Source organism: Candidatus Thiodiazotropha sp. AKAK2 (genome assembly GCF_058244685.1).
In genome coordinates this window covers 75,179-98,165 of record NZ_JBSYOP010000015.1, presented here as the reverse complement: position 1 = coordinate 98,165, position 22,987 = coordinate 75,179, and the positions used below count along the sequence as shown (strand labels likewise).

Below are 22,987 nucleotides of genomic sequence, written 5' to 3'. Positions count from 1 at the left end.
ATCACAACATCACCGGGCCTGGAAGGTTTTCAGCTTTGCGGCAAAATCATCTATGCTCCGGTCTCCAAAAATCATGCTTCTGTTCAGAAGATAGGGATAGGTAAATGCGGCATTGGCAGCGGACTGAACTGTCAAACCGAGCAATAGACCGTTTGCCTGTAACTCATCAATCACTTGAGCATTGGTATCACCAAATGGATAGGCATAGTATTTTGGCGCTTTTCCCAGTGTACTTTCCAATTTACGGCTGGGTAACCGAACTTCATCCCTGACTCTCTTATGATACTCAGACTTACTTTCCCCAACGCCATTCAGAGCGAGATTCGAGTGAGTCTTGGAGTGAGGTTGTAAACTGATCAAGCCACTGGCATGCATGGTTTTCAGCTCACTGGTTTTCAATCCACCGTTATTCATATAATCGCTATAAACGAATACCGTTGCAGGAAAATTAAACTTTTTAAGAAGTGGATAGGCGATTGTATAGATGGATCGATGACCATCATCTATGGTTAACACCACCGATCGCTTCGGCAAGGCACGCTCACCTTTCAAAAAACCATACAGCTCATCAAGGTGAATCACTCTGTAGTCATGCTGCTTGAGGTAGGCTAGCTGCTGTTCGAACTGTTCCGCACTGACTTCCAGCCGCCCCCCCTTGTTGCCGAAGCGGTGATAACACAATATGGGAACAGTCTGATAACCTTCATATTCGAAGCCTATCGGGTTGTTATTCTGCAGCGGAATAATGATCTCATTTCCGGATGCAATGGATCGAGACTCGTTGGCATCTTCTATCACCCAACCGAGATTCTCATCACCCAGATAGCGCCGCGCAAGCTCACTGGCATCCTCATTCCCCCCCCTGAGCACAATAAACTCGCTATCCCGCGCTAAAATTTCAGATGTGACAGGACGCGACGAGCACCCCACACCCAACATAACGAAGAGCGAGAGAAATAATCCGGCAATGAGCAACTTTGATCTTTTATCGTTGCTTATTGCTGTGGCTGATAGCAGCCTGCCCGATTGATTCCTAGACAATGCACCTTTAACTGTGGCCGTAAGCCGACGAGAGAGTCTCATAACAGCCTAATTTCGTTTTATGATTCTAGTCGCATCATCCATATTATCGTCTAGCTCCTGACTATCATCCACGCCGATTACAGCATCCAAAGGCGGCTTTACTGGCGCAATCCGTGTCTCATCATCATCCTCATCTGGCTCAGCCCCAGGCTCAGGCTCAATTTGTGGTTGGGTCTGAGCAGCTGTTTGTGTATTGAGATCGGATTGGGTCTGATCATCAGACTCAGCATCGGCCTGCTGCTTGTTCTGCAGCTCCTCTGCCATTCTGTTGTAATCTTTGAACATCAAGCCCAATTCATCATTACGTTCCTGGCGTATCCGATAAGCGTAGTTACCCTGACTGATATGCCGCATCGCCTTTCTCAGGATTTTCATCGGCAGCGTGATACCGGTTGCCAAGAGATAGGCCACCACAACCACAGTGAGAACAACTGCCAGCAAAAGACCGAGCATGGTGTAAAAAGTCAGATCTGCTGCAGCGATCAGTGAGGTTTGAGACAGACCTAACTGCACACCGCCGATTGTTTTATTCTGAAAGACCAACGGTGCTTGAAAATCAAAGACTTCCTCACCCTGCCACTCGGTTTCGGAGATGACTATCCCCCCCTCCTCTTTCAACACCTCGCCAGAGAGCGATTGTTGCAGAATTTCACCTACCTCATCCGGTGATGTACTTGCCCGCAACACCCGTCTGTGATCAAAGATCTTAAGGTAGCTGATCTGTTGACGATCGTTGATCTCCTGTACGAACGTCTCAACGGCCACCCAATCCTGTATCAATACGGCTTCCGCGCTTTCAATGGCGATAAAATCAGCCAAAGAGCCACCTGAGTCCAAGGTCAGTTCCGTCATCGTCTCAACTTGCTTTTGATAGACCAGATAGGAACCTAAAACCATTGCCAACGAGACGACCATTGCCATTACTGCCGTCCACTTGATGCGTAACGGCAGGATCTTTGATTCATTGATATGCTGCTGCTTCTCATCAATCTCATGGATCACGCGACGCAGCGCATCGGCAAGCTCTTTGCCTGTTTGAAAACGATTACCAGGATTCTTGTTCAGCAATCTCTCGACAATCGCTTTCAGGCTTTGGGGGATGTCCGTCTTCTTGATATCGATCGGTGCAGGCTCTTCCTGCACGATCTTCATCAGCAGGGAGGTCAGGGTTTCTGAAACAAACGGTTTCTCACCGGTGAGCAATTGATAGAGAATCACACCGAGTGAAAACAGGTCGGATCGACCATCCACTTGCTGTCCTTCAACCTGTTCCGGTGACATATATTGAGGTGTGCCAAGAACAGAACCGATCCTGGTTTTATGCTCCTTATTCGGGGCATCCATTCTGGCGATACCGAAATCTGTTATACGAAGTGTGTGGCCATAACCGGGGGAGATGATGTTGCCTGGTTTGACATCCCGGTGAACAATTCCCCGGGCATGGGAATAGTCGAGTGCTTCGGCCAATTGAATCCCATAGATAACCACATCTCGGGTTGTAATATCCTGCTCATTGTCCATGATCTCCTCGAGGGTTTGTCCCTCAAGAAACTCCATGGCGATATATGGCCCTTGCTCCACTTCGCCGACATCGAAAATGGTGACAATATTGGGATGGGTCAGTTTTCCTGCAGCTTTGGCCTCCTGCAGAAAGCGATATCGATATTCCGGGTCAACAGCACACTCACCACGGAGCAGCTTGATGGCCAGGGGCCGATTGATTTCAGGATCGAAAGCTTTGTAGACAATCGACATTGCGCCTTCGCCTACCTCTTCCACCAACTGGAATCTTCCGATCGATTCCGGCATAGGATATTGGTTATCCAAATCACCTCTCCTACAACTGCGCTAACAAACACAGGAAGGCCTTCTTCCGAGCCCTATGAGGCAGACATCACTCATGGCTAAGCGGAGCCGTAAAAAACCGGGTTCAAACTTCAGTGGCTACGCCAATAGACCCAATATCTTACTTCACATCCTGCAGCCACCTGATGGTGGCGGTTCTTGCCTTAGTTCACTATACAATATCGTCCATTTTCCTGAAAGAGTGTAGCAAATCAACAAAAACTTATTGACGTAACTCATTTATTTGATTAGCTTTCTTACCTAGGGGCTGTTAATACGAATCGAACACGTCCTGTTGTGCCTTGCTGGACACAAAAACAGACCGACCCTGCAGGGTATATTGGATTCGTATTAACAGGCCCTAGGGCGACACATATTGAAAAGGCCTTGTCGTTTGGATAAACAGCCTGATAATCCTGGTTCTCAGGCAAATAATAAGCGGGCATCTCATGACAGAATCTTTCGACATTCCAAGACTGATAGAACTCCGCAAGCTTACCCGCTCAGTATCTGAACGGATCGAGACACAACTCAAGTCCTATTTGTCTACCCTGGCACCACTTTTTTCACCTCAACCGATCCTTGGTGAGTACATCCGAGGGGGCTCCAAATCCTCCGTCAAGGGTGCAGAGAAGAATTTTCAAGAGCTGAAAAAGCACTACCTCTCCATTGCCAGGCAAAAGCCGTTCTCGCTGGACAGTGATATCTCACCACCGCTGGATATTTTTGCAGCCACCCCCGCACTGACACCGGTTACATACCCCTACAAAGCCGAAAATGAGGGAAAATCCGCGGAACTGACGGTCACCTCACCCCTGCAGTGGATACTCTCCTATCCTGGCATGGCACCGAATCAGATAACTGATCTGTTGAAAGGCAACAGAAGCCAGATTCAGGATGAGTTGGCGCATACCTTACTGCAGTGCATGACACTGAACCTTGTGCTGGAAAAACAGACCGGCATGAGGAATCTGCTGAAGGATCTGCGCTTTAATCTGGAGACGATTCATGTGGATAGCCTGGGTGACCTGCCTGTGATGCTGATCTCCTGTCCGGTTTCCACTGAACTGCCCTCAGATGATGTAATTATTCAAAATACGGAAATCTCCGGTATTCCATCATTTGAAGAGATCATCAAAATCAATGACATCAGGGTCATGTCAGATCCGCTTCGGGAAATACTGCTCGGGATTACCCAGGAGGTGACACCTGAGATCTATCAGGAACTCGTCTCTTAATCGACGGGGTAATCATCCTTATCGGTTAAGTACCCGTCTTCAGGGCTCTGCCGTCGGACCTACTATTACGAAACCCATTCCATTCAGCCTGAAGAGCTGACACATCCGCTGATTAACTGAGCACCGATCAACTTTCACCACTGACGCCCCATAGCAAAGACCAGGGTACGAACGGATGATCAATCCCTGACCTGGCTCTCGATCCAATTCAGGCTATTTAATAATTACTATAAATAAAATAAGGTTTATCTTACTGAGTGTTCTTCCTAAAATCTGCGCTATTCTTAGAATTCAACTCAAATAACAGGATTAAGAAATGGCAACGATCACTCTAGAAGGCAACCCAATCAACACCAATGGCGAGCTCCCGGCAGTCGGCTCTGATGCACCGGACTTCTCTTTGACGGCTGGTGATCTGTCCGATGTCTCTTTACAGAATTATGCCGGCAAAAAGAAATTACTGAATATCGTTCCCAGTCTTGATACCGGTGTCTGTGCAACCTCAACCATCACCTTCAACAAAGCCATGGCCGACAAGTCCAATTCGGTAGCCCTGGTCGTCTCTGCTGACCTCCCCTTCGCTCAAGGTCGATTCTGCAGTGCTGAGGGGGTGGAGAATGTCGTTTCACTCTCCATGATGCATAACCGTAACTTCGCCAAGGATTATGGTGTTTTGATCAGCGATGGTCCACTCGCTGGCATCTGCGCACGCGCTGTGGTTGTGGTGGATGAGAACAACAAAGTAGTCTACACCCAGTTGGTACCTGAAATCGTTCAGGAACCCGACTATGATGCGGCGTTGGCTCATCTCGACTGATTGGTCACTGATCGAATCAGCACACGGTGAGTTGTGTGCAAATAAAAAAACGGGCTGTTAGCCCGTTTTTTTATGCTTTCAGAAATTATCTGTAGTTGTAGTAGCCTTGATATGGCCCAGGACCTGGACCAGGACCGTAGGGTCCGTAACCTGGATTAGGATTGCGGTACATACGTGGTGGTGGTGGCATCATGGCTTCGTGCAGCTCTCTCTCAGCCTGCATTCTGTTCTGCATGGCTTCCATTTCTGCTTGTGCCGCATCTCTCAACTCATCGAACTCTTTGAGGATTTTTGTCACAGACTCGGTGTGCATATCATGGACACTCTGCTGATCAGAAGCCGTTTCCTGTTCACTTGGTTGTGCCGCTGCCGCTGTCTCGGTAGATGACTGATCCACCTCGCCTGATGCCTCAGCCGCCGCTGGTTGGCTTGACACCTTGACCTCTGGTGACATGCTCGATCCTGAGGCCAGATTGCCGGAATCTTCACCAGAAGCATCTGCTGATGAAGACTCCTCACTTTGTCCACTCTCAGCTTCAGCCACACTCGCTTGCTGATTGTCTGTGGTAGCCTCGTCGGTAGCAGCGGCTGGTGCGGGTGAGGCGGCCGCCTGATCTGTCGCGGATGGAGCATCTGACTCCGAAGTTGCGACCTCAACCTGAGCAGAATCCGACACCTCGCCTGTAGATTCATCAACCGGATTTTTCGCCAGTGAACGGATATACATGAATCCCAGAACAATAATAATCAGCCAGAAAATGATTTTTATCCAAAAGCCACCTGAGCTTTTTGTTGTTGTCGACATGGATGTCTCCTCCGAAGTTATATCTTTATCTTCTATTTGTTTCTGTACGACCACATTTGATGATGGCGTCTTATTGCTCTCAGCAGCTGTGGTTGAAGTAGAGGCTTGAGCACCAGCCGCCGCCACGGTGGTCGGTGTTGCAGCTTTAGCTGCTGTACCGGCATCCGGTTTCTCGGCCTGTGAGGCTGTGGCGACTTTCGCACTTGTAGCTTTTGCTTCAGTGCTGGCTTCCGGCTTCTCGGCCTGTGAGGCTGTTGCGATTTTCGCGCTTGCAGCTTTACTACTCTCTGTCTTCTTGGCTGAGACCTTCTTCTTGGCAGTGGCTTTTTTCTTTGCTGCCGCTTTCTTCTTGGCTACCTTTTTCTTGGCAGCTTTCTTTTTCGCAGCTTTCTTTTTGACTGTTGTTTCTGTCTTTTGAGGTTGCTTTTCTACGCTATCATCTGCGCTGTTAGTCTCATCAGCCATCTTCACTCCCCTATAACGACGTACATAATTACTGCGACATTGTACCTGTAAACTGATTGAATCGATAATATTAACCCGGCGACCAAACAGTTTGCTGTCAGCCTGCCTGCAGTAAGGTATCAAATTGATGTTGGGTCATACCCGCAGCAGCTTGTTTCAAGCCTGACTCTATAATAATCAAAATGTTAGGCGCATCAAGCATGCCCTGAAAGTCACGTTTTTATCACCGGTTTGATACCACCAAAACCTTCATTCACTGAGTATTGTTAACCAGTCTGCAATCCAGGCCTGACTCAGGTCGTCCGGATCGACAGCGAGCAACCATTTTCCCTTGCGATCGATGATAAACAGCCTGGCCCCGGCCTCGCCCCGTTTAACCACCGGATGTTCTGTTCCCGGACCGGCACGTAAATTGACGACATCAGCCTTAACCACTCTCCGTTCACTGAGCCAATCTGACTGCAGTACTGTTTTAAGTTGATTTATCAGTACTTTTTCCGGTTTCAGAAGCTTGGATTTTATGATCTCACGAGCATCTCCATGCCCCCTTTCGGCAGCCGTACGATACCATTTGAACGCCTCTTGGTGGTTCTTTTTGATGCCTTCCCCATTGGTGTAAGCCAATGCCAGGGCAAACATGGCTTCGTTATGTCCCTGGGCGGCAGAACGCTTCCACCAGTAGACCGCCTTATCGATATCAACCCTGAGACCGTTACCATTGGCATAGAGCCAGCCCAGATGATAGGCAGCCTCCACATGTCCCTGCATTGCCAACGGCCGCCAGAGACAGAATGCTTCTGCGAAATCACCATCATTCAATGATGACATGCCAAGCTCGAAAGCTCCGCCGTGCAGGTTACGACTATTCATTAGAATCAAAAGCAGTAATGACCTATAACATATTGTTATTAAAATATTATTACTTCTGATCGTCATCTTATCTCAGTCTCTGGATCCGGCTTAGGTAGTCTCCCTAAGCAGTATCGTCAGTAACTTTCTCGCCTGTTCCATCCCCACAATCAGATTTTTTTCGATATCTTTCATGCTGATTGATGCCTCCTGTTTACCTGCCCCCCAGTTAGCCACGACGGCACAAGAGGCATAACAGAGTTCAAACTCCCTGGCCAAGGCAGCTTCCGGCATTCCTGTCATGCCTACGATATCACAACCATCCCGTTCCATCCGAGTGACCTCTGCGGCGGTCTCCAGACGCGGCCCCTGGGTTGCCCCATAGGTTCCTCTGTCAACACAGCCCACACCGCTGCTATTGGCAGCATCGATCAGGCGTTGCCGCAATTGTTGACAGTAGGGGTAGGTAAAGTCGATATGGGTAACATGCTGCAGATCCTTCTCATAAATCGTGTGGTCGCGGCCAAAAGTGTAATCGATAATCTGATCAGGAATGACAATCCTGCCCGGGGCCATTTCCGACGTGATGCCCCCCACGGCGGCCACACCAATCACACTGTCCACACCGATATGGTGTAAAGCCCAGAGGTTTGCCCGGTAGTTGACCCGATGTGGCGGGATGGTATGGGTTGCCCCATGCCTGGGCAGGAATACCACATCACTTCCGGCAATTCTGCCGTGGGTAAGCGCTGCGGAAGGCTCACCAAAAGGCGTATGACAGACTTCACGGTGAGTGATTTCAAGGTCCGGAATTTTATTCAGCCCGGTACCGCCGATGATGGCCAGTTTAGTCATTCTTTGTTTGGTCTTTTATTGTTCGATGATCCATACCCTATTGTGGCCGGCATCGACACCGGCCACAACAGAGAGAAACCTACTCAGAGGCTTTCACTGTGGTCTGCCAGGTAGTTTGCCACACCTTCAGGCGTATCTTTCATACCCGCTTCACCGTCCTTCCAACCGGCCGGGCAGACTTCACCATGCTCCTCATTGAACTGAAGTGCATCGACCATGCGTATCATCTCATCGATATTTCGGCCCAGAGGCAGATCATTGACAACCTGATGGCGGACAATGCCGGATTTATCGATCAGGAAGGAGCCGCGGAGGGCCACATTGCCATCCGCTGTTTCTACATCATAGGCTTTACAGATGGCATGATTCATATCAGCGACCAGAGGATAGCCTACCTGTCCGATGCCACCATTGTTGACCGGTGTATTACGCCAGGCATTGTGTGTGTAGTGAGAGTCGATGGAACAGCCCACCACTTCGACTTGCCGTTTCTTAAACTCCTCCAGACGATGATCGAAAGCGATCAGTTCCGAGGGGCAGACAAAAGTAAAGTCGAGAGGATAGAAAAACAATACTGCATATCTGTTTTTGATCGTCTTACTGAAATTGAAATCATCAACGATCGTGCCATCACCAAGCACCGCTGCTGCAGTAAAATCCGGTGCCTCCCGTCCAACAAGTACGCCCACAATGAACCTCCTGAGTTTTGCTTGAGTTGAATAAAGTTCGAATTAAAAAATCTGAGCGCTATCTTAGAGACTCTTTATCCATGATGCTACGATTTGTCTCAATTTCCTCATCGGAAGTTCGACAAGCACCTACAGCTCAGGCTGGTTGTAGATAAAACCAGGTATGTGATTGAAAAATGTGGAAAATCAGATAGCAAAAGTGGTTGGCTGAATCGATTGATTTATGCGGCTTGGTAGGGAATGGACTTTCTTCCAGGCAAAAAAAAGGGGGCTAACTACTACCCCCCGATACTTCTCCTCCAATGATCCTGATTTTATACGGCCTGGGCAAATACCCCGGACTTTTCTAATGTTGGTATCAGGATCGTCTCTTCGCGCTGAATCCGATCTTCAATCATGTCAAAGATCTCAAAGGTTTCAGCGATAAACTCATCTGAGAAGTTGAAGTCGCAGTTCTTCAACCATTTATTATGATATCGCTCAAACTGTTTTCTAATAGGTTTTTGCCCATTCAGAAATCCCCAGGCCATGGATTTCAATTTCGGATCCTGATGTGTTAGCAGGTCAGGATAGACACCCCGGTCCTGGTCTGACATATGGCCCTTCATCATCTCCGCCAGATCGCAAATCATCTTGTGAGTTGTCATTGCGTTTGGCTTTATGCTCAACTGTTCCCTGGTCATCATAGCTCTTAGATCACTGATAATCTGCTGCATATCAGTGTGGCTACCTTTCATACTTTCCAATGTGCTCACACTATACCCTCCTTTAACGGTGCAAACTCCGACTGCCAGTCGGAGAGAAGCGAACTCTATTGAATTTGTCAAGACTCCCCGGTCTGATGCCGGGTTCCGCCATGATGGTACAAGCTTGTACTATTTGTGGATAAATAGCAATAGGTGCTTAATATCTCTACTATTTTTCTAGGAAATCGAGGCAGGGTTTACCCTTGTATAGCATTATTCAATATAAGGGAAATTACTAACTTTCAGGAATTGCGTAGATGGCTGGAGCATTTCTGTGGTAGCCCTTATAGTCCATTCCATAACCGAAAACATAGCGATCCTCCACCTGCAATCCAACAAAATCCGCTTTGAAACCGATACCCCGGTCATGCCTCTTTTCCACCAGAACCGCACTCAATACCTCCTCTGCTCCAGCATCCTGACAAGCTTTAACAATCGCCGCCAAGGTGATGCCATGATCCAGGATGTCATCAATGATTAGGATCGTCTCTCCACTCAGTGAGGCACTGGGGTGTCCTTTCCACTCCAGTTCAGAGCCTGATGTCCCCCCCCGATAACGGGTTGCATGGATATAATCATGACGCAGTGGAAAACTCAGCCTGGTTAAAAGTTGTCCAGCCGGAATCAAAGCGCCGTTCATTACACATAACACCAGTGGATCCCTGTTCGCGAGCCGATCACTGATCTCCAGTGCCATTTGATCCAAGGCTTGTGAAATCTGTTGACTGTTATAGATCAAATCTGCTGCAGCCAATACTTCAGCGGCCTGTTGTGCACTAATCGTCATGATCGAGTCCAAGGTTTAGCGGAGTTTCCTGAGGGATTACGGAAAGCTGATTGACCGCCTGTTTCCAGCGGCTGTCCAGGTGAATCTGCTGTAGAGAGCGCTGCTTCCTGCCATGCATCCGTACCAATCGGACATGGGCAGCCGGATCGTTATAGGTTTTCAAGCTTTCCAACACCTCTATCGCGGCAGGTCGATTGTTACAGACCAGAATCATGTCGCATCCCGCCTCGAGTGCAACCATGGCACGATCAGCGTAGTTCCCGGCTTCACTGGCTGCAGCCATATCCAGGTCATCACTGAAAATCACCCCCTGAAAACCCAGCTGTTTCCTGAGTACCTGCTTCAACCAAAAACCTGAAAAACCAGCCAGATCCTTGTCGATATGCTGATAGATGACATGCGCGGGCATAATCGCTTCCATGCCGGCTTCGATCATACTTTCAAACGGCCGCAGATCCTCCATTTTCAGATCCTCGAAACGCCGTTGATCTATCGGTAAGGCCAGATGGGAATCAGCCGCCACCCCACCGTGACCGGGGAAGTGCTTACCCACCACCGCCATGCCGGCTTCATGACTGCCCTGCATCCATGCGTGAGCCAGGCGGATAACCTCATCCGGGTTAGCGGAAAAGGCACGATCACCGATCACTTCACTGATCCCCAGGCCCAGATCCAAAACCGGTGCGAAACTGAAATCAACGCCACAGGCACGCAACTCCGAGGCCATCAACCAGCCACCAAGCTCTGTCAATTTCAATCCCTGCTCCGGGTGTTTACGATACTGTTCCCCATACCAGGCGGCGGGTGGCAGTTCTGAAAAACCCTGACGGAAACGCTGAACCCGCCCCCCCTCGTGATCCACAGCAATCAGTAGTTGAGGGCTTCTGACGCCATGAATATCGGCGCAAAGCTGGCTGAGTTGCTCCATCGATTGATAGTTCCGGGAGAACAGAATAACCCCACCCACCGCTGGGTGCTTGAGCAACTCCTGTTCATCAGGAGTCATCTCCAGCCCTTCCAGATCAATCATCACCGGCCCAAGACTCATACCATTTCTCCCTGGTTCAAATTGGCATCAAAGACTGCCAGAAGGGGAAACCAAATAGCCTTTATGCAATTTTGAATGCTGTTTCCTGGTACATTTATTGTCATTGGGTTTTAAATACTGTCCGCTTGGGGCTTTCAATCAATAAGCTTACTTAAAGTTTTAAATTTTTAACTCAGTATGCCGCAAACATAGATGAAGTGAAAATCAGGGTTTGAATCATGCGAAATCTTTTTTTGATCTGTCTCCTACTGCTCATTCCCAGCCAACTTGTCTGGGCTGAGGAAGAAGAAGAGGAAGTAGAAGAAGCTCCACCAACAATCAGCTACTATCAGATCAAGCCTTCACTGGTTGCCAATCTGGCGAAGGGAGGGAAGTACATCCGTTGCGACATTCAGCTGATGACCAAAGACGAAGCTTTTCTCGAATCCTTGACCCTGCATGGGCCGGCGATACGTCATGCTCTACTGATGCTGTTGTCCGAGCAGGATGGTAAAACCCTTAAATCCCCTGATGGAAAAGAAGCGCTACGCAAAGCTGCACTCACCGAAGTCAAAAAAATCCTTGATGACGCAACCGGCAAAGATGCCGTCGAGGCACTGCTGTTCACAACATTTTTTGTGCAGTAAGTCGAATTGGGTCGTTCATGAAAGGGGCTGCTGATTTGACGCCACGCCCTGCTTAGGAGTGAGACCGGTGGTCCAAGCGATCCCTCAACCGATCACCGAGCATATTCAGTGACAGTACCACCAACATGATCGCCACCCCAGGTGCCAATACCATGTGGGGTGCCATCAACATATAGCTGGCCCCATCTCTGATCAGACTCCCCCAAGAAGCATCAGGTGGCTGAATACCCAACCCAAGAAAGGATAGTCCAGCCTCGGCAATCACCATGCCAGCCATTCCAAAGGTTGCTTCCACGATCAGCGGTGCTGAGAGCAGAGGCAGCAGATGACGTAAAAGAATCAAATGACGAGGCGTTCCCAGGGCAACCGCGGCAGTAACATGATCCCGCTGTTTGAGTGACAATACCTGTCCCCGGGTCAAACGGGCAAATCCCACCCAGCCCACAGCAGAGAGAGCGATAATCAGATTGTCCACGCCTGGCCCCATGACACCGGCCAGCGCAATTGCCAGGAGTATTCCGGGAAATGCCAGAAACACATCCATGATTCTGACCAGGATCAGATCCAACCAGCCACCCTGATAGCCCGCACACAGTCCAACAGCCGTGCCAATCAACAAGGAGAGTGAGACCACACCAAATGAGACCAACAGGGATACCTGGGCTCCGACCCAGATCCGTTGCAGAATCGGACGCCCCAGGTCGTCATAGCCCATCAACCCCAGATCACCCGGTCGCATGAGAATTCGTTGCAGGTCAATCTGGTTGGCTGAATCCACAACCCAACCCCCGGTGATAGCCGCCACTGCCCATAGCGCCAGCACGCCAAGTGGAAACCAATACCTGATCATATTGAACCATCCAGCCGTATACGCGGATCGACCAATCCATACACCAGATCGGTCAAGGTATTGACCAGCACATACATCAGGCTGATAAAGAGTACGCATCCCTGCACTACGGGATAGTCCCTTTTTTGAATCGACTCGATCATCAATGAACCAATACCGGGCCAATCGAACACGACCTCGGTAACGACAGCTCCGCCCAGTAGTGCACCGAGTTGCAATCCGAGCAGGGTAATCACCGGGAGCCAGGCGTTACGCATCGCATGACGCCAGATCACCTGCAGTTCAGCAACGCCTTTAGCCCTTGCCGTGCGAACAAAATCCTCACCCAGAACTTCCAGTAAGCTGCTACGGACCATGCGGGCCAGAATAGCGGCAAATCCTGTGCCCAAGGTCACAGCCGGCAAGATCAGGTTGGTGAAGCCCCCTCGCCCACTGACCGGTGTCAAACCCAGCCAAAGTGAGAAACAGAGTATCAACATGGGACCTAACCAGAAATTCGGTATCGAAACCCCGAGCATGGAAAAGCCCATCGCTCCCCAATCCCAGGCTTTACCCCGCTCCACGGCAGCCAGAATACCTAATGGAACAGCGATCAGCAGGGCCACAAAAAGCGCCGCAATTGCCAGCTCCAGAGTGGCCGGGATTCGCTCTGCCAGTAACTCACTGACAGGTCGTTTGCTATGCAGGGATTGCCCCAGGTCGAATTGAGCCAAGCCACTGAAATAGTTTACCAACTGAGTCTCAATCGGCTGATCCAGACCGAGACTGACGCGCAACGCCTGCCGATCTGCAAGTCGTGCAGATTCTCCCAGCATCACATCCACGGGATCTCCAGGCACCAGGTGAATCAGTAGAAAGACCAGACAGGCAACCCCTAACATCGAGCCGAGTGCAGTCACCACCCTGGACAACAGAAAACGCCCCATTACTCCCTGATCTCCACCAACATGCCCGGCTCAACCCAATCGAACAACTCGATAAGGTCCCGGTTACGCATTCGGATACAGCCATGGGATTTCGCTACCCCCATGGGCTCAAGATCCGGGGTACCATGGATGTAGATGTATCGTCTTAGGGTATCCACCTGACCACCCCGGTTGAAACCGGCTTCAATGCCTGACAACCAGATAATGCGGGTCAAAACCCAATCCCGATCCGGCTGCTTTTCCGCCAACAACTCGCTGTAACGTTCACCGGTTGGGCGCCTGCCGACAAACACTGTGTCTGGCGGACAGCCAGCACCGATCTTGATACGCACCCGATGCTTGCCTCGGGGAGTACAACCACTGTCTACTGATTCACCAGGGCCATTCAATCCGGTGGAGACCGGGTAGCAGGCCACCTCTTGAGCGGATTCCAGACAGCTTAGCTGCTGCCTGGTTAGGTCAATTTGCAGTTGTCGATTGCACATGGTCTCCATCCAAAGCACGCTTCAGTTTCACCTCGGCCAAGCCATCGTAGTTACCGTCTGACATCAGCTGATAACCACTGATACGACTTCCCTGGGCAGACAATTGATCTTCATACCAGAGTGGAATATAGGGTAGATCCCGGTGCAGTTCAGCTGCAATCTGGTGATAGAGCTCTGCCTGTGTAGAGAGTTTGTCCGTCTGCTCCGCCCGGTTCAGCAATTGATCGACCGTGTTGCTCACATACCGGCCACGATTCGCCCCGCTCGGCGGCAATGCGTCGCTGGCAAAGATATCCCGATAGATGTCAGGCGTCCTGATACCGACCCAGCTCAGACTATAGAGCTGGAAATTACCCTGTTTGATATCACCGAAGAACGTACCCCAATCGTAACTGCGCAGATCGATCTCGATCCCCACCGCTTTCAACTGACTCTGTATCACTGTGGCGAGACGTATCCGAAACGGATCACTGGAAGTTTTATAGGTCAGTCTCAAAGGTTTCGAATCGCTGTAACCCAATTCAGCAAGCAGTTTCCTGGCCTTTTCAGGATTATATTCATGGGATGTCAGCTGGTATGAGGCCCAATGCTCCGGTGGAAACAGGGATTCAGCCTGACGCGCGGCCCCCTGCATCACCCATCGGATAATCGCCTGCCGGTCAATGGCGTGGGCGATTGCCTGTCGAACTTCCAGTTCCCCTGTCAGGGGATCCTGTAGATTGAAACCGATATAGGAATAGTTGCTGCCTGGCTGCTGTTCCACCCTCAACGCCGGTTGACGGCGCAGATAACCGATCAGTTCCGGGGAGAGGTCGTTTTGCAACAAATCTATCTCATTTCTCAGTAGCTTTAATGCCCTTACCGTTGGGTTATTAACTGCGATGAGTTGAAACACCTGTCCGTCAGAGCGCCTCTGCAGATGAAGCTCCCCGGTTTGTGGCCAGGCGATCAAATCAAAGGCGCCGCTGCCAACAGGCTCACGGGCAAAGTCGTGAGCCCTCTCAATCTGCTCTGCAGGGAGGATGTCCAGGGTCAGATAAGCGGGAAAAAGCGGATCGGGGCGCTTCAGGTGGAAATCGACTCGCTGCTCATCGATCACTTCCATCGATGCAATCAGCTCCAGGCTCGCCTGCTTGGGAGACCCCAGGGCCGAATCGAGCACCTGACGATAGGTTGTAACCACATCCCGGGCATTGAGCTTTTCACCATTGCCGAATACCCCAGCCTGATCATTCAAGGTAAAACGATAGTGGACAGGTGTAATCACTTGCCAGTTTGCGATCCCCGGTTTCGGCATACTGTTGGGATCAAACTCCACCAGACGCTGATAGAGCAACCGGTTCACCCTCTCGGATGTTGCGTCGGTAGCAAAACGGGGATCGAGATTCAGCGGTGCATTCGCCAGTCCCATACGGATCACCTCCGTCTCCTGCTCCTGACAGCCGCCGATCAGCAAACAGGAGAGCAACAGTGCCGTCAGGAGGCCTCCTCTCGGCATCCGTTTACCATTCACAAAACGGATGTTTCACCAGGTTGGCGTTGTAATAGCGGGTATCCCCGGATACCTCTTCACCAGCCCACTCCGGCATGACGAACGCCTCATCCTCCCGGCTCAATTCAACCTCAGCCATCACCAGCCCCTGATTGGCGCCATGAAACAGATCCAGGTCCCAGATATGGTCACCACAGCGGACCTTGTATCGGACCTTATCGATCGCCGCCCCACTGACCAAATGCTTCAGGAGCTCCTCGGCTTCCTCGAGTGGAATCGGGTATTCATATTCCCGTCGACTGATACCGACAGTACGCCCCTTGATGTTGATATTGGCCTCATCACCATCCACCCTGACACGTACAGTGGCATGATCCGTGGTTGCCAGATAACCCTGCTTGATCACCGCTTCACTGATAACTGAATCCTTCCATTTATCGTTTATAACTAAAAACTTACGCTCTATTTCTAAAGCCATCTATTTAACCTTTTCAAAGAGGGCAATGGATTCCACATGGGCGGTATGTGGAAACATATCCATGACCCCGGCACTGATCAGCCGGTAGCCATGTTCAGCAACTAAAATACCCGCATCCCTGGCCAGGGTTCCAGGGTAACATGAGACATAGACGATACGTTCAACGCCCAGTTTTGGCAGATGATGCAGTACCTCCTGTGCCCCACTCCTGGGTGGATCCAGCAGAGCTTTGTTGAATGAGGTCTGTAGCCAGGGCTCACTCTCCAGTGTCTCATAGAGGTTTGCGGTATAGAAACTGGCGTTATCGAGATGGTTTCTGCTGGCATTCTCCCTGGCCCGAGCCACCAGCCCGGTATCACCTTCAACACCGGTGACCTGTGCCGCATGGCGCGCCATGGGCAGGGTAAAATTGCCTAATCCACAGAACAGATCCAATACCTGGTCACCCTCTTGCAGCTGCAAAAGATCCACAGCACGCTGGATCATTTGCCGGTTGATATCACTGTTTACCTGGGTAAAGTCACTGGGTAAAAAATCCAGTGTCAGATCGAATGCGGGCAATTGATAACTGAGTGTCACCCCTTCACCCTCCAGTGGACGTATGGTTTCCGGTCCACCTTCCTGGAGATAGATGGTTATTTTATGCGCAGGGGCAAAGGCCTTCAGTTTTGCCAAATCCTCATCACTGGCCGCTTCCAGCAGCCGAAAGATCAATACACAGACCTCATCACCCATGGCCATTTCGATCTGAGGAATCTGATCCCTGATCGATAACTGGTCTATCAGACGACTCATCTCAGGCAGCAACTCACCCACCCGTGGATGCAGGATGTGGCAGCAATCGATGTCTGTGATGAATGAGGAGCCCCGCTCCCTGAAGCCGATCAAAGTCCCCCCCTTTTTGGGTACAAAGCGGACACCCAGGCGGGCCTTGCGCCGATAACCCCAGGCCGTCTCACCGACCAATGGAGGCAGGATCTTTTCCGGCTGCACTTTTCCGATGTGTTGCAGGCTCTCCAGCATCGATTGCTGCTTGGCCTGTACCTGTGCCTTGCTATCCTGATGTTGCAGACTGCATCCGCCACATACACCGAACTGACTGCATTTCGGTTCAACCCGTTCCTTTGAGGGTTCAAGGACCTCTACCACCCGGCCTTCGTCATATTTGCGCCAGCGTCCGGTATAGAGGAAACGAACGGTTTCTCCTGGCAAGGAACCATGTATAAAGGTGGCTTTGCCATCGATGTGAGTTACCCCTTTCGCATCATGGGTCAGGGACTCGATTTGAGCTTCAACCGGCTCTGTCGGTAGCGGCTTGCGCCTACGCTTTCTTGCCATCAATCAGTACGCTGGGAACACATCGGTAGACAGGTATCGATCACCACGATCACAAATTATCGCCACGATCACCGCATTTTCAACCGTTTGCGAGAGCTTCAGCGCCGCCGCCACCGCACCACCGGATGAGATACCGGCAAATATACCCTCCTTTGCGGCTAAATCACGGGTGGTCTGCTCTGCATCCTGTTGAGAAATATCGATAATCCGGTCAACCCGGCTGGCATCATATATCTTCGGCAGATACTCTTCCGGCCAACGGCGGATACCCGGAATACTGGCGCCTTCCATTGGTTGAACCCCCACGATCTCAATCTGGGGATTTTTCGATTTTAGGAAACTTGAAGTTCCCATGATGGTCCCGGTTGTGCCCATGGCACTGACAAAATGCGTTACGCCGCCATCCGTATCCCGCCAGATCTCAGGCCCGGTACCCTCGACATGGGCCTGAGGATTGTCCTGGTTGGAGAACTGATCCAGGATCACCCCCTTTCCGCCAGCTTCAAGCTCCCGCGCTTTATCGATTGCAGCTTCCATACTGCCCTCTTTCGGGGTAAGAACCAGTTCGGCACCATAGGCTTTCATCACGGCACGGCGCTCAAGACTCATATGCTCAGGCATGACCAGAATCATATGATAACCCTTGATTGCAGCAGCCATGGCCAGAGCGATCCCGGTATTGCCGCTGGTGGCCTCGATCAGCGTGTCACCGGGCTTGATGCTACCCCTCGCCTCGGCAAGACGGATCATGCTCAAGGCAGGTCGGTCTTTCACCGATCCGGCGGGGTTATTGCCTTCCAGTTTCACCAATACGGTATTACCGTTCTTTACGGCAAGACGCTGTAGACGAACCAGTGGGGTATTGCCAATGAAATCTTCGATGGTTTTAGTTTGCATAGCTATGATTCTACCCCGATTTAGGGCATTTGATCAGTACAAATTTGCACAACACCAGCGTTATTCTTCCGCCCGCAATGGAGCTCGGTCTCAGAACGTAAAAATCGCATCAGAGCAAAGCGTGGCTGCAGAGAAAAGTTACCCCCTTTTGGCAGCCAGAGCCCGTAACAAGCCGATGCTTGATACACACAATCCGATTTAAAGTACGTCTTACTGCATCGACCAATCAGCGAACTGGTCTCCGGGGTATTCGTGTGGAAATCGACCTCTGTAGAGCCGAAGTGCGGATGTTGTTCTATTATTGAGAGAAATTCTTACCGATTAAATACCGGGCCAGGGTCGGTTAGATTTACCCGGTGAATCACTATCTCATGTGAATAACAATAATCCTGAAGGAGAGATCAATGACTAGCGTAAATCAACTGTTACAGAACAAGGGATTCGATATCCTTAGCGTCGATGCCAATGAGACTGTCTTTCGGGGACTTGAGATCATGGCTGAACACGGTATCGGTTCACTGTTGGTGATGGATGGAGACAGAGTGACTGGACTGTTTTCAGAGCGGGATTATGCCCGGGGCATTATCTTGAATGGCCGCACATCCAAAGAGACCAAGGTCAAGGAGATCATGACCAGCCAGGTTGTAGTGGTTACTCCCGAACAAAGCATCGAGGAGTGTATGGCGATCATGACCGAAAAACGGGTTCGCCACCTGCCGGTCATGAAAGACGACAAGCTGGTCGGCATCATCTCAATCGGCGACCTGGTAAAAGCCATCATCGAGGAACAACAGTTCATGATTGAACAGTTGGTAAGCTATATCAATGGCTGACAACCCCCCCTATTTGGCAGGAAAGCGGATCACGAGATGTGACACTTGAAGCCCGGTGCATGGAGAATTAAGGTATTGGCGACCCGATACCTGATTGACAGACATAATCCGTCCCATGCCCAGTGATACACCACCCTTTATCGATCTAGCCTGGTTCAAGATGGCACAGCAACAGGCCACCCGCATCAGTTGCTCAGTTCAGCACAGCTGCGAAGTCTTTGAATACGACTCTCTTCGCTGGATCTGCACAGCCGACGGCGCTGTACAGTCCATGCTTTTTACTGAAGACCACAGTTATCCCGTGCTGCACTATATCAAAGCACTGTTATGCTCTCTGGTGTTTGTAGATAACCCTGCAAAAATGTTGAATCTAGGCTTGGGTTCAGGTGCCATTGAGCGCTATTTGACGTCTCATCATCCAGATATTGCCGTGACATCGATAGAACCGGAAGTCGATATGATCATCCTATCCAAGGAATGCTTCTATCTTGACAGCAGCTATCCTGTCAGAAATCAGTCAGCCGAATCTTTTCTTCACGGTAATCAACAGCAGTTTGATCTCATTATTTGTGATATTCATTGTCCTCTGAACCAGCCTAATCCGATCGAAACAGATGCTTTTTTGCAAAACTTAACCAGTGCGCTACTGCCTCAAGGCGTGGTCGCAATTAATTTCCTGGCTGAGAGTGAATCACACATCGTCAACATGCTTGTACGGTTACGACAAATTTTCGAACAAGTCACTCTACTCGATGTTCTAAGGCAGCAAAATATTGTTTTCTATTGCTCAAACAGCCTATTTCCCGAGCCCTCCGAGCTGAATGTGAAAGCGGCGTTGCCTGTGTATGGAAAACTCCAAGCAGAAACCATTATTCCTCAACTGATCTGGTTGCCGGAGTGAGTTCAATTGTGCGTTAGAATTGTTTTTTTCCGCCAGGAACAGAAATGAAGTTAATTGAAGTTATTGCCAAATCAAGCAGTGAAAATACCATCACGGCTATCGCTGAAAAATTCAAAGCAAGGGACTTTCGTACCGGCCGAGAGGGTGAAGATGGCCGACAAGCGATACGTATTTTGTTTACGGACGAGAACGTTCAGCCGGCACTGGATGCACTGCAGACTGTGCTCGGCGCACAATCCACAGCGCGGATTATCGTTTTCCCGATCGACGCCACACTGCCTCAGCCAACGAGTGAAAAGGAAAAAGATCAAGATAAAGCCATTTCATCGAGAGAATCGATGTATGCCAATGTGGACAAGAATACCCATCTGGACAGTAATTTCATCATTCTTGTCATACTTTCCACATTGGTAGCAGCCATCGGTTTGGTGAAAAACAATGTTGCGGTTGTGATTGGCGCCATGGTGATCGCTCCCCTGTTGGGCCCAAATCTGGCGTTTGGCCTGGGAACGGCCCTCGGGGATATGCACTTGATGAAGAAATCCCTGAAAACATTGCTTTCGGGAATATTCATTGCCATTTTTCTTGCTTACATCATCGGCCTACTCTGGCCGTTCGAGCTGAACAGTCCAGAGCTGTTGGCCCGCACTGAAGTGGGCCTCGACTCGCTGGCTCTGGCACTGGCTTCAGGTGCCGCAGCTGCACTCTCCCTGACCAGTGGCCTGCCCAGCGTCTTGGTGGGAGTGATGGTTGCGGTGGCATTGCTTCCACCGGCTGCAGCATTAGGCTTAACCTTGGGTCATGCTAGAGTCGACCTGGCAATGGGTGCAGGATTGTTACTCGTTGCCAATATCGTCTGTGTGAACTTGTCTGCCAAACTGCTGTTTCTGTTTAAAGGTATTCAACCTCGCAGCTGGGCTGAAAAAGCCAAGGCGAAACGTGCTATGTCCATCTATTTGGTGGTATGGGCAATCACCCTTGCATTGGTAGTACTGGCAATTGTGGCCCGTCCACACATTGAGGGCCCGCTATGACTGTTAACCCAGATATCCTGCCACTAAACTCGACAGGCCGTTGGTAAGTTGGTGTCCCAGGCTATCGGCTCATCAAGGCTTTCATTTCACGGACCGCCTGGTCTAATCCGGTGAAGAGCGCCCGGCAAACGATGGAGTGTCCGATATTCAACTCTCTGATTCCTTCAATTTCCACAATTGACGCCACATTGTGGTAATCAAGTCCATGCCCAGCATTCACTTGGAGTCCGAGGCCTTTGCCATAGGCTACGGCATCGACAATTCGCTTCAATTCAGCTTGGCGCGCTGTTTCACTGGTTGCTTCAGCGTAGTGACCGGTATGGATCTCCACCACCGGCGCACCGGATGCCTTGGCAGCATCCAGCTGTTTCAAATCTGCGTCGATGAAGAGTGATACCCGGATCCCCGCCTCTTTTAATTCCGTGCAGTAATCGGTCATGTATTCGAGTTTGGATGCCACATCAAGACCACCTTCGGTGGTCAGCTCTTCACGTTTCTCAGGTACCAGGCAACAATCATGGGGTTGAAACCGGGTGGCAATGGCAGCCATTTCCGAGGTTGCCGCCATCTCCAGGTTCATCCTTGTCTGTAAGAGATCGGAGAGTATCTCCACATCCCGATCCTGAATATGACGTCTGTCTTCACGCAGATGTAGTGTTATTGCATCGGCTCCGGCCTGTTCTGCAGTCAGTGCAGCCTGCACCGGCTCCGGATAGCGGGTACCCCGAGCCTGACGCAAGGTCGCCACATGGTCAATATTGACCCCAAGTAACATTACATTATTTGTCATACCCTTACCTTTGGATTCATAGGTAACAGAACCCCATTGCAGGTTATCAACCCGCCAAATCAATTCGTGGTGTAAATATATCTATTTTACACCTGTTTGCCTAACTTCTCAGACATCTTCATCGAGAGTTTATCTGTAGTCCAATGAAGAATGTTAATAACAACTATTCTATAAGTTGGTCGAGTTTATTTGAACGTCAGTTGCCATAATCAGGCAAACTCATCCACCCGTTGGTCCGGCAAACAGCTCCCGGCTTTTCAACGGCTTGTCTCCCAGGTAATGGGAGAGTACAAAACGCATCAACTGTTTTGCCTCATTAGCAGACTGTTTTGACAATGATTTACCATGATGTAAACCAATCAGGGTGCTGCCATGAATCTTCATCCCGGAACTGTCAGATGACGATACTACGGGCCCCACTTCAATGAGATAGTGATAGAGCAGCTCCTCTCTTATGGGTTCCCCACTATCCGCCGTGTGATCCAGTAACAAACCATAACCAAGCTCTGTTAGTAGCAGTAGTTCAAATTGTCTCAGTATCTGACCGATAGGCTCATCTGAAGCCAGTTGTGCAAGATTCTGACAATAGTGAACAAAGAGCGATGGAAACGGATCCCCCCTTTCGATCAATCTCACAATCAGTTCATTCAGGTAAAAACCGCAATAGAGACGGTCGCCAGTCAGTTTGAATGGCTGGCCATTCTGTTCTGCTTCGAGCAGGCTTTTTATCTCTCCACGCCCACTGAGCGAAACTCTGAGAGGCAGGAAGGGTTGCAATAGAATTGCCTTGCTGGAACGTCCTGATTTAGCACCTTTGGCAATCGCTGGAAGACGTCCCTCATTTGGTGTGAATAATTCCACCAGCAGACTGGAATTCTGATAGTCACGTCTGTGCAAAACATAGGCTGGTATAAAGTTGATACGGGACATCTGTGATGTCTCAATCTAAATGGTTGTAGCAGTCAGTTTTCTAGGGCTTGTTAACACTAATCCAATACGCCCTGCTGAAACTGTTTTTGTGTCCAGCAAGGCAGAATGCGCGTGGTGAAGCCCGGCTACATGAGCGAATGATAGCGCCGCTGGGCGCGAAAACAGCCCCAGCCACCTCTT

General features: G+C 50.2%; 24 protein-coding genes. 6 read left to right on the top strand and 18 right to left on the bottom strand.

Features of this window, described 5'->3' with window-relative positions; translation table 11 throughout:
- Positions 1-9: 9 nt before the first annotated feature.
- The gene (locus tag AC4IE8_RS04360; protein ID WP_068993271.1) at positions 10-870 is read right to left on the bottom strand and encodes a polysaccharide deacetylase family protein; all 861 of its coding nucleotides are present in this window, start codon (positions 868-870) and stop codon (positions 10-12) included.
- A gap of 219 nt (positions 871-1,089) precedes the next feature.
- Positions 1,090-2,910: a protein kinase domain-containing protein gene (locus AC4IE8_RS04355; RefSeq protein WP_490790408.1), complete on the bottom strand. Its 1,821-nt coding sequence runs from the start codon at positions 2,908-2,910 to the stop codon at positions 1,090-1,092.
- A 467-nt stretch (positions 2,911-3,377) separates the two neighbouring features.
- On the opposite strand from AC4IE8_RS04355, the gene AC4IE8_RS04350 reads away from it, so the two are divergent.
- Together AC4IE8_RS04350 and tpx are read left to right on the top strand one after the other, a co-directional pair.
- Positions 3,378-4,166 carry a hypothetical protein gene (locus AC4IE8_RS04350; protein ID WP_068993278.1) on the top strand — a complete coding sequence of 263 codons (789 nt, stop codon included), beginning with the start codon at positions 3,378-3,380 and terminating at the stop codon, positions 4,164-4,166.
- Between the two features lie 316 nt (positions 4,167-4,482).
- On the top strand, positions 4,483-4,983 hold the full coding sequence (gene tpx / locus AC4IE8_RS04345; RefSeq protein WP_068993282.1) for a thiol peroxidase: 501 nt from the start codon (positions 4,483-4,485) through the stop codon (positions 4,981-4,983).
- 85 nt (positions 4,984-5,068) lie between these two features.
- Here the strand turns inward: tpx and AC4IE8_RS04340 are convergent, their stop codons facing one another.
- From AC4IE8_RS04340 to nagZ, 7 genes are all read right to left on the bottom strand, one after another.
- On the bottom strand, positions 5,069-6,253 hold the full coding sequence (locus AC4IE8_RS04340) for a hypothetical protein (protein ID WP_068993286.1): 1,185 nt from the start codon (positions 6,251-6,253) through the stop codon (positions 5,069-5,071).
- 249 nt (positions 6,254-6,502) lie between these two features.
- On the bottom strand, positions 6,503-7,081 hold the full coding sequence (locus AC4IE8_RS04335; protein WP_490790407.1) for an SH3 domain-containing protein: 579 nt from the start codon (positions 7,079-7,081) through the stop codon (positions 6,503-6,505).
- Between the two features lie 132 nt (positions 7,082-7,213).
- Positions 7,214-7,957 carry an S-methyl-5'-thioinosine phosphorylase gene (locus AC4IE8_RS04330; protein WP_068993293.1) on the bottom strand — a complete coding sequence of 248 codons (744 nt, stop codon included), beginning with the start codon at positions 7,955-7,957 and terminating at the stop codon, positions 7,214-7,216.
- Positions 7,958-8,040: 83 nt separating this feature from the next.
- Positions 8,041-8,646, bottom strand: coding sequence for a peroxiredoxin (locus AC4IE8_RS04325; protein WP_068993310.1), 606 nt, complete (start codon positions 8,644-8,646; stop codon positions 8,041-8,043).
- A gap of 314 nt (positions 8,647-8,960) precedes the next feature.
- Positions 8,961-9,401 carry a hemerythrin domain-containing protein gene (locus AC4IE8_RS04320; protein ID WP_068993314.1) on the bottom strand — a complete coding sequence of 147 codons (441 nt, stop codon included), beginning with the start codon at positions 9,399-9,401 and terminating at the stop codon, positions 8,961-8,963.
- 226 nt (positions 9,402-9,627) lie between these two features.
- A complete protein-coding gene (locus AC4IE8_RS04315) occupies positions 9,628-10,179 on the bottom strand; it encodes a hypoxanthine-guanine phosphoribosyltransferase (protein ID WP_068993318.1) in 552 nt (183 codons plus the stop codon).
- Entirely contained in the window at positions 10,169-11,227 is a 1,059-nt protein-coding gene (nagZ, locus tag AC4IE8_RS04310) for a beta-N-acetylhexosaminidase (RefSeq protein ID WP_490790406.1), read from the bottom strand. Before nagZ ends, AC4IE8_RS04315 begins: the two co-directional genes overlap by 11 nt.
- A gap of 218 nt (positions 11,228-11,445) precedes the next feature.
- Here nagZ and AC4IE8_RS04305 point away from each other — a divergent pair, with 218 nt between their 5' ends.
- On the top strand, positions 11,446-11,853 hold the full coding sequence (locus AC4IE8_RS04305) for a flagellar basal body-associated FliL family protein (RefSeq protein WP_068993324.1): 408 nt from the start codon (positions 11,446-11,448) through the stop codon (positions 11,851-11,853).
- A gap of 52 nt (positions 11,854-11,905) precedes the next feature.
- On the opposite strand, the gene AC4IE8_RS04300 is transcribed toward AC4IE8_RS04305, so the two are convergent.
- The 7 genes from AC4IE8_RS04300 to cysM are packed head-to-tail and all read right to left on the bottom strand — an operon-like array spanning position 11,906 to position 18,319.
- Positions 11,906-12,703, bottom strand: coding sequence for an ABC transporter permease (locus AC4IE8_RS04300; RefSeq protein WP_068993328.1), 798 nt, complete (start codon positions 12,701-12,703; stop codon positions 11,906-11,908).
- Positions 12,700-13,629, bottom strand: coding sequence for a nickel ABC transporter permease (gene nikB / locus AC4IE8_RS04295; RefSeq protein WP_490790405.1), 930 nt, complete (start codon positions 13,627-13,629; stop codon positions 12,700-12,702). Before nikB ends, AC4IE8_RS04300 begins: the two co-directional genes overlap by 4 nt.
- Positions 13,629-14,114 (bottom strand): L,D-transpeptidase family protein, encoded by a 486-nt coding sequence (locus tag AC4IE8_RS04290; RefSeq protein WP_490790404.1) that lies wholly within the window; start codon positions 14,112-14,114, stop codon positions 13,629-13,631. The genes nikB and AC4IE8_RS04290 overlap by 1 nt, the downstream gene beginning before the upstream one ends.
- A complete protein-coding gene (locus AC4IE8_RS04285; protein ID WP_490790403.1) occupies positions 14,089-15,612 on the bottom strand; it encodes an ABC transporter substrate-binding protein in 1,524 nt (507 codons plus the stop codon). Before AC4IE8_RS04285 ends, AC4IE8_RS04290 begins: the two co-directional genes overlap by 26 nt.
- A 4-nt stretch (positions 15,613-15,616) precedes the next feature.
- Positions 15,617-16,084 carry a CYTH domain-containing protein gene (locus AC4IE8_RS04280; protein WP_068993340.1) on the bottom strand — a complete coding sequence of 156 codons (468 nt, stop codon included), beginning with the start codon at positions 16,082-16,084 and terminating at the stop codon, positions 15,617-15,619.
- Positions 16,085-17,422: a 23S rRNA (uracil(1939)-C(5))-methyltransferase RlmD gene (gene rlmD / locus AC4IE8_RS04275; protein ID WP_490790402.1), complete on the bottom strand. Its 1,338-nt coding sequence runs from the start codon at positions 17,420-17,422 to the stop codon at positions 16,085-16,087.
- A 3-nt stretch (positions 17,423-17,425) separates the two neighbouring features.
- Positions 17,426-18,319: a cysteine synthase CysM gene (gene cysM / locus AC4IE8_RS04270; protein ID WP_068993346.1), complete on the bottom strand. Its 894-nt coding sequence runs from the start codon at positions 18,317-18,319 to the stop codon at positions 17,426-17,428.
- Between the two features lie 404 nt (positions 18,320-18,723).
- Here cysM and AC4IE8_RS04265 point away from each other — a divergent pair, with 404 nt between their 5' ends.
- From AC4IE8_RS04265 to AC4IE8_RS04255, 3 genes are all read left to right on the top strand, one after another.
- A complete protein-coding gene (locus tag AC4IE8_RS04265; RefSeq protein WP_068993347.1) occupies positions 18,724-19,152 on the top strand; it encodes a CBS domain-containing protein in 429 nt (142 codons plus the stop codon).
- A gap of 160 nt (positions 19,153-19,312) precedes the next feature.
- On the top strand, positions 19,313-20,053 hold the full coding sequence (locus AC4IE8_RS04260) for a class I SAM-dependent methyltransferase (protein ID WP_490790401.1): 741 nt from the start codon (positions 19,313-19,315) through the stop codon (positions 20,051-20,053).
- A gap of 44 nt (positions 20,054-20,097) precedes the next feature.
- Positions 20,098-21,087: a TIGR00341 family protein gene (locus AC4IE8_RS04255; RefSeq protein ID WP_068993353.1), complete on the top strand. Its 990-nt coding sequence runs from the start codon at positions 20,098-20,100 to the stop codon at positions 21,085-21,087.
- Between the two features lie 61 nt (positions 21,088-21,148).
- Here the strand turns inward: AC4IE8_RS04255 and pdxJ are convergent, their stop codons facing one another.
- The gene (gene pdxJ, locus AC4IE8_RS04250) at positions 21,149-21,877 is read right to left on the bottom strand and encodes a pyridoxine 5'-phosphate synthase (protein ID WP_068994256.1); all 729 of its coding nucleotides are present in this window, start codon (positions 21,875-21,877) and stop codon (positions 21,149-21,151) included.
- Positions 21,878-22,096: 219 nt separating this feature from the next.
- Complete coding sequence (gene recO / locus AC4IE8_RS04245) at positions 22,097-22,807, bottom strand: DNA repair protein RecO (protein ID WP_068993356.1); 711 nt, start codon at positions 22,805-22,807, stop codon at positions 22,097-22,099.
- Positions 22,808-22,987: the final 180 nt, after the last annotated feature.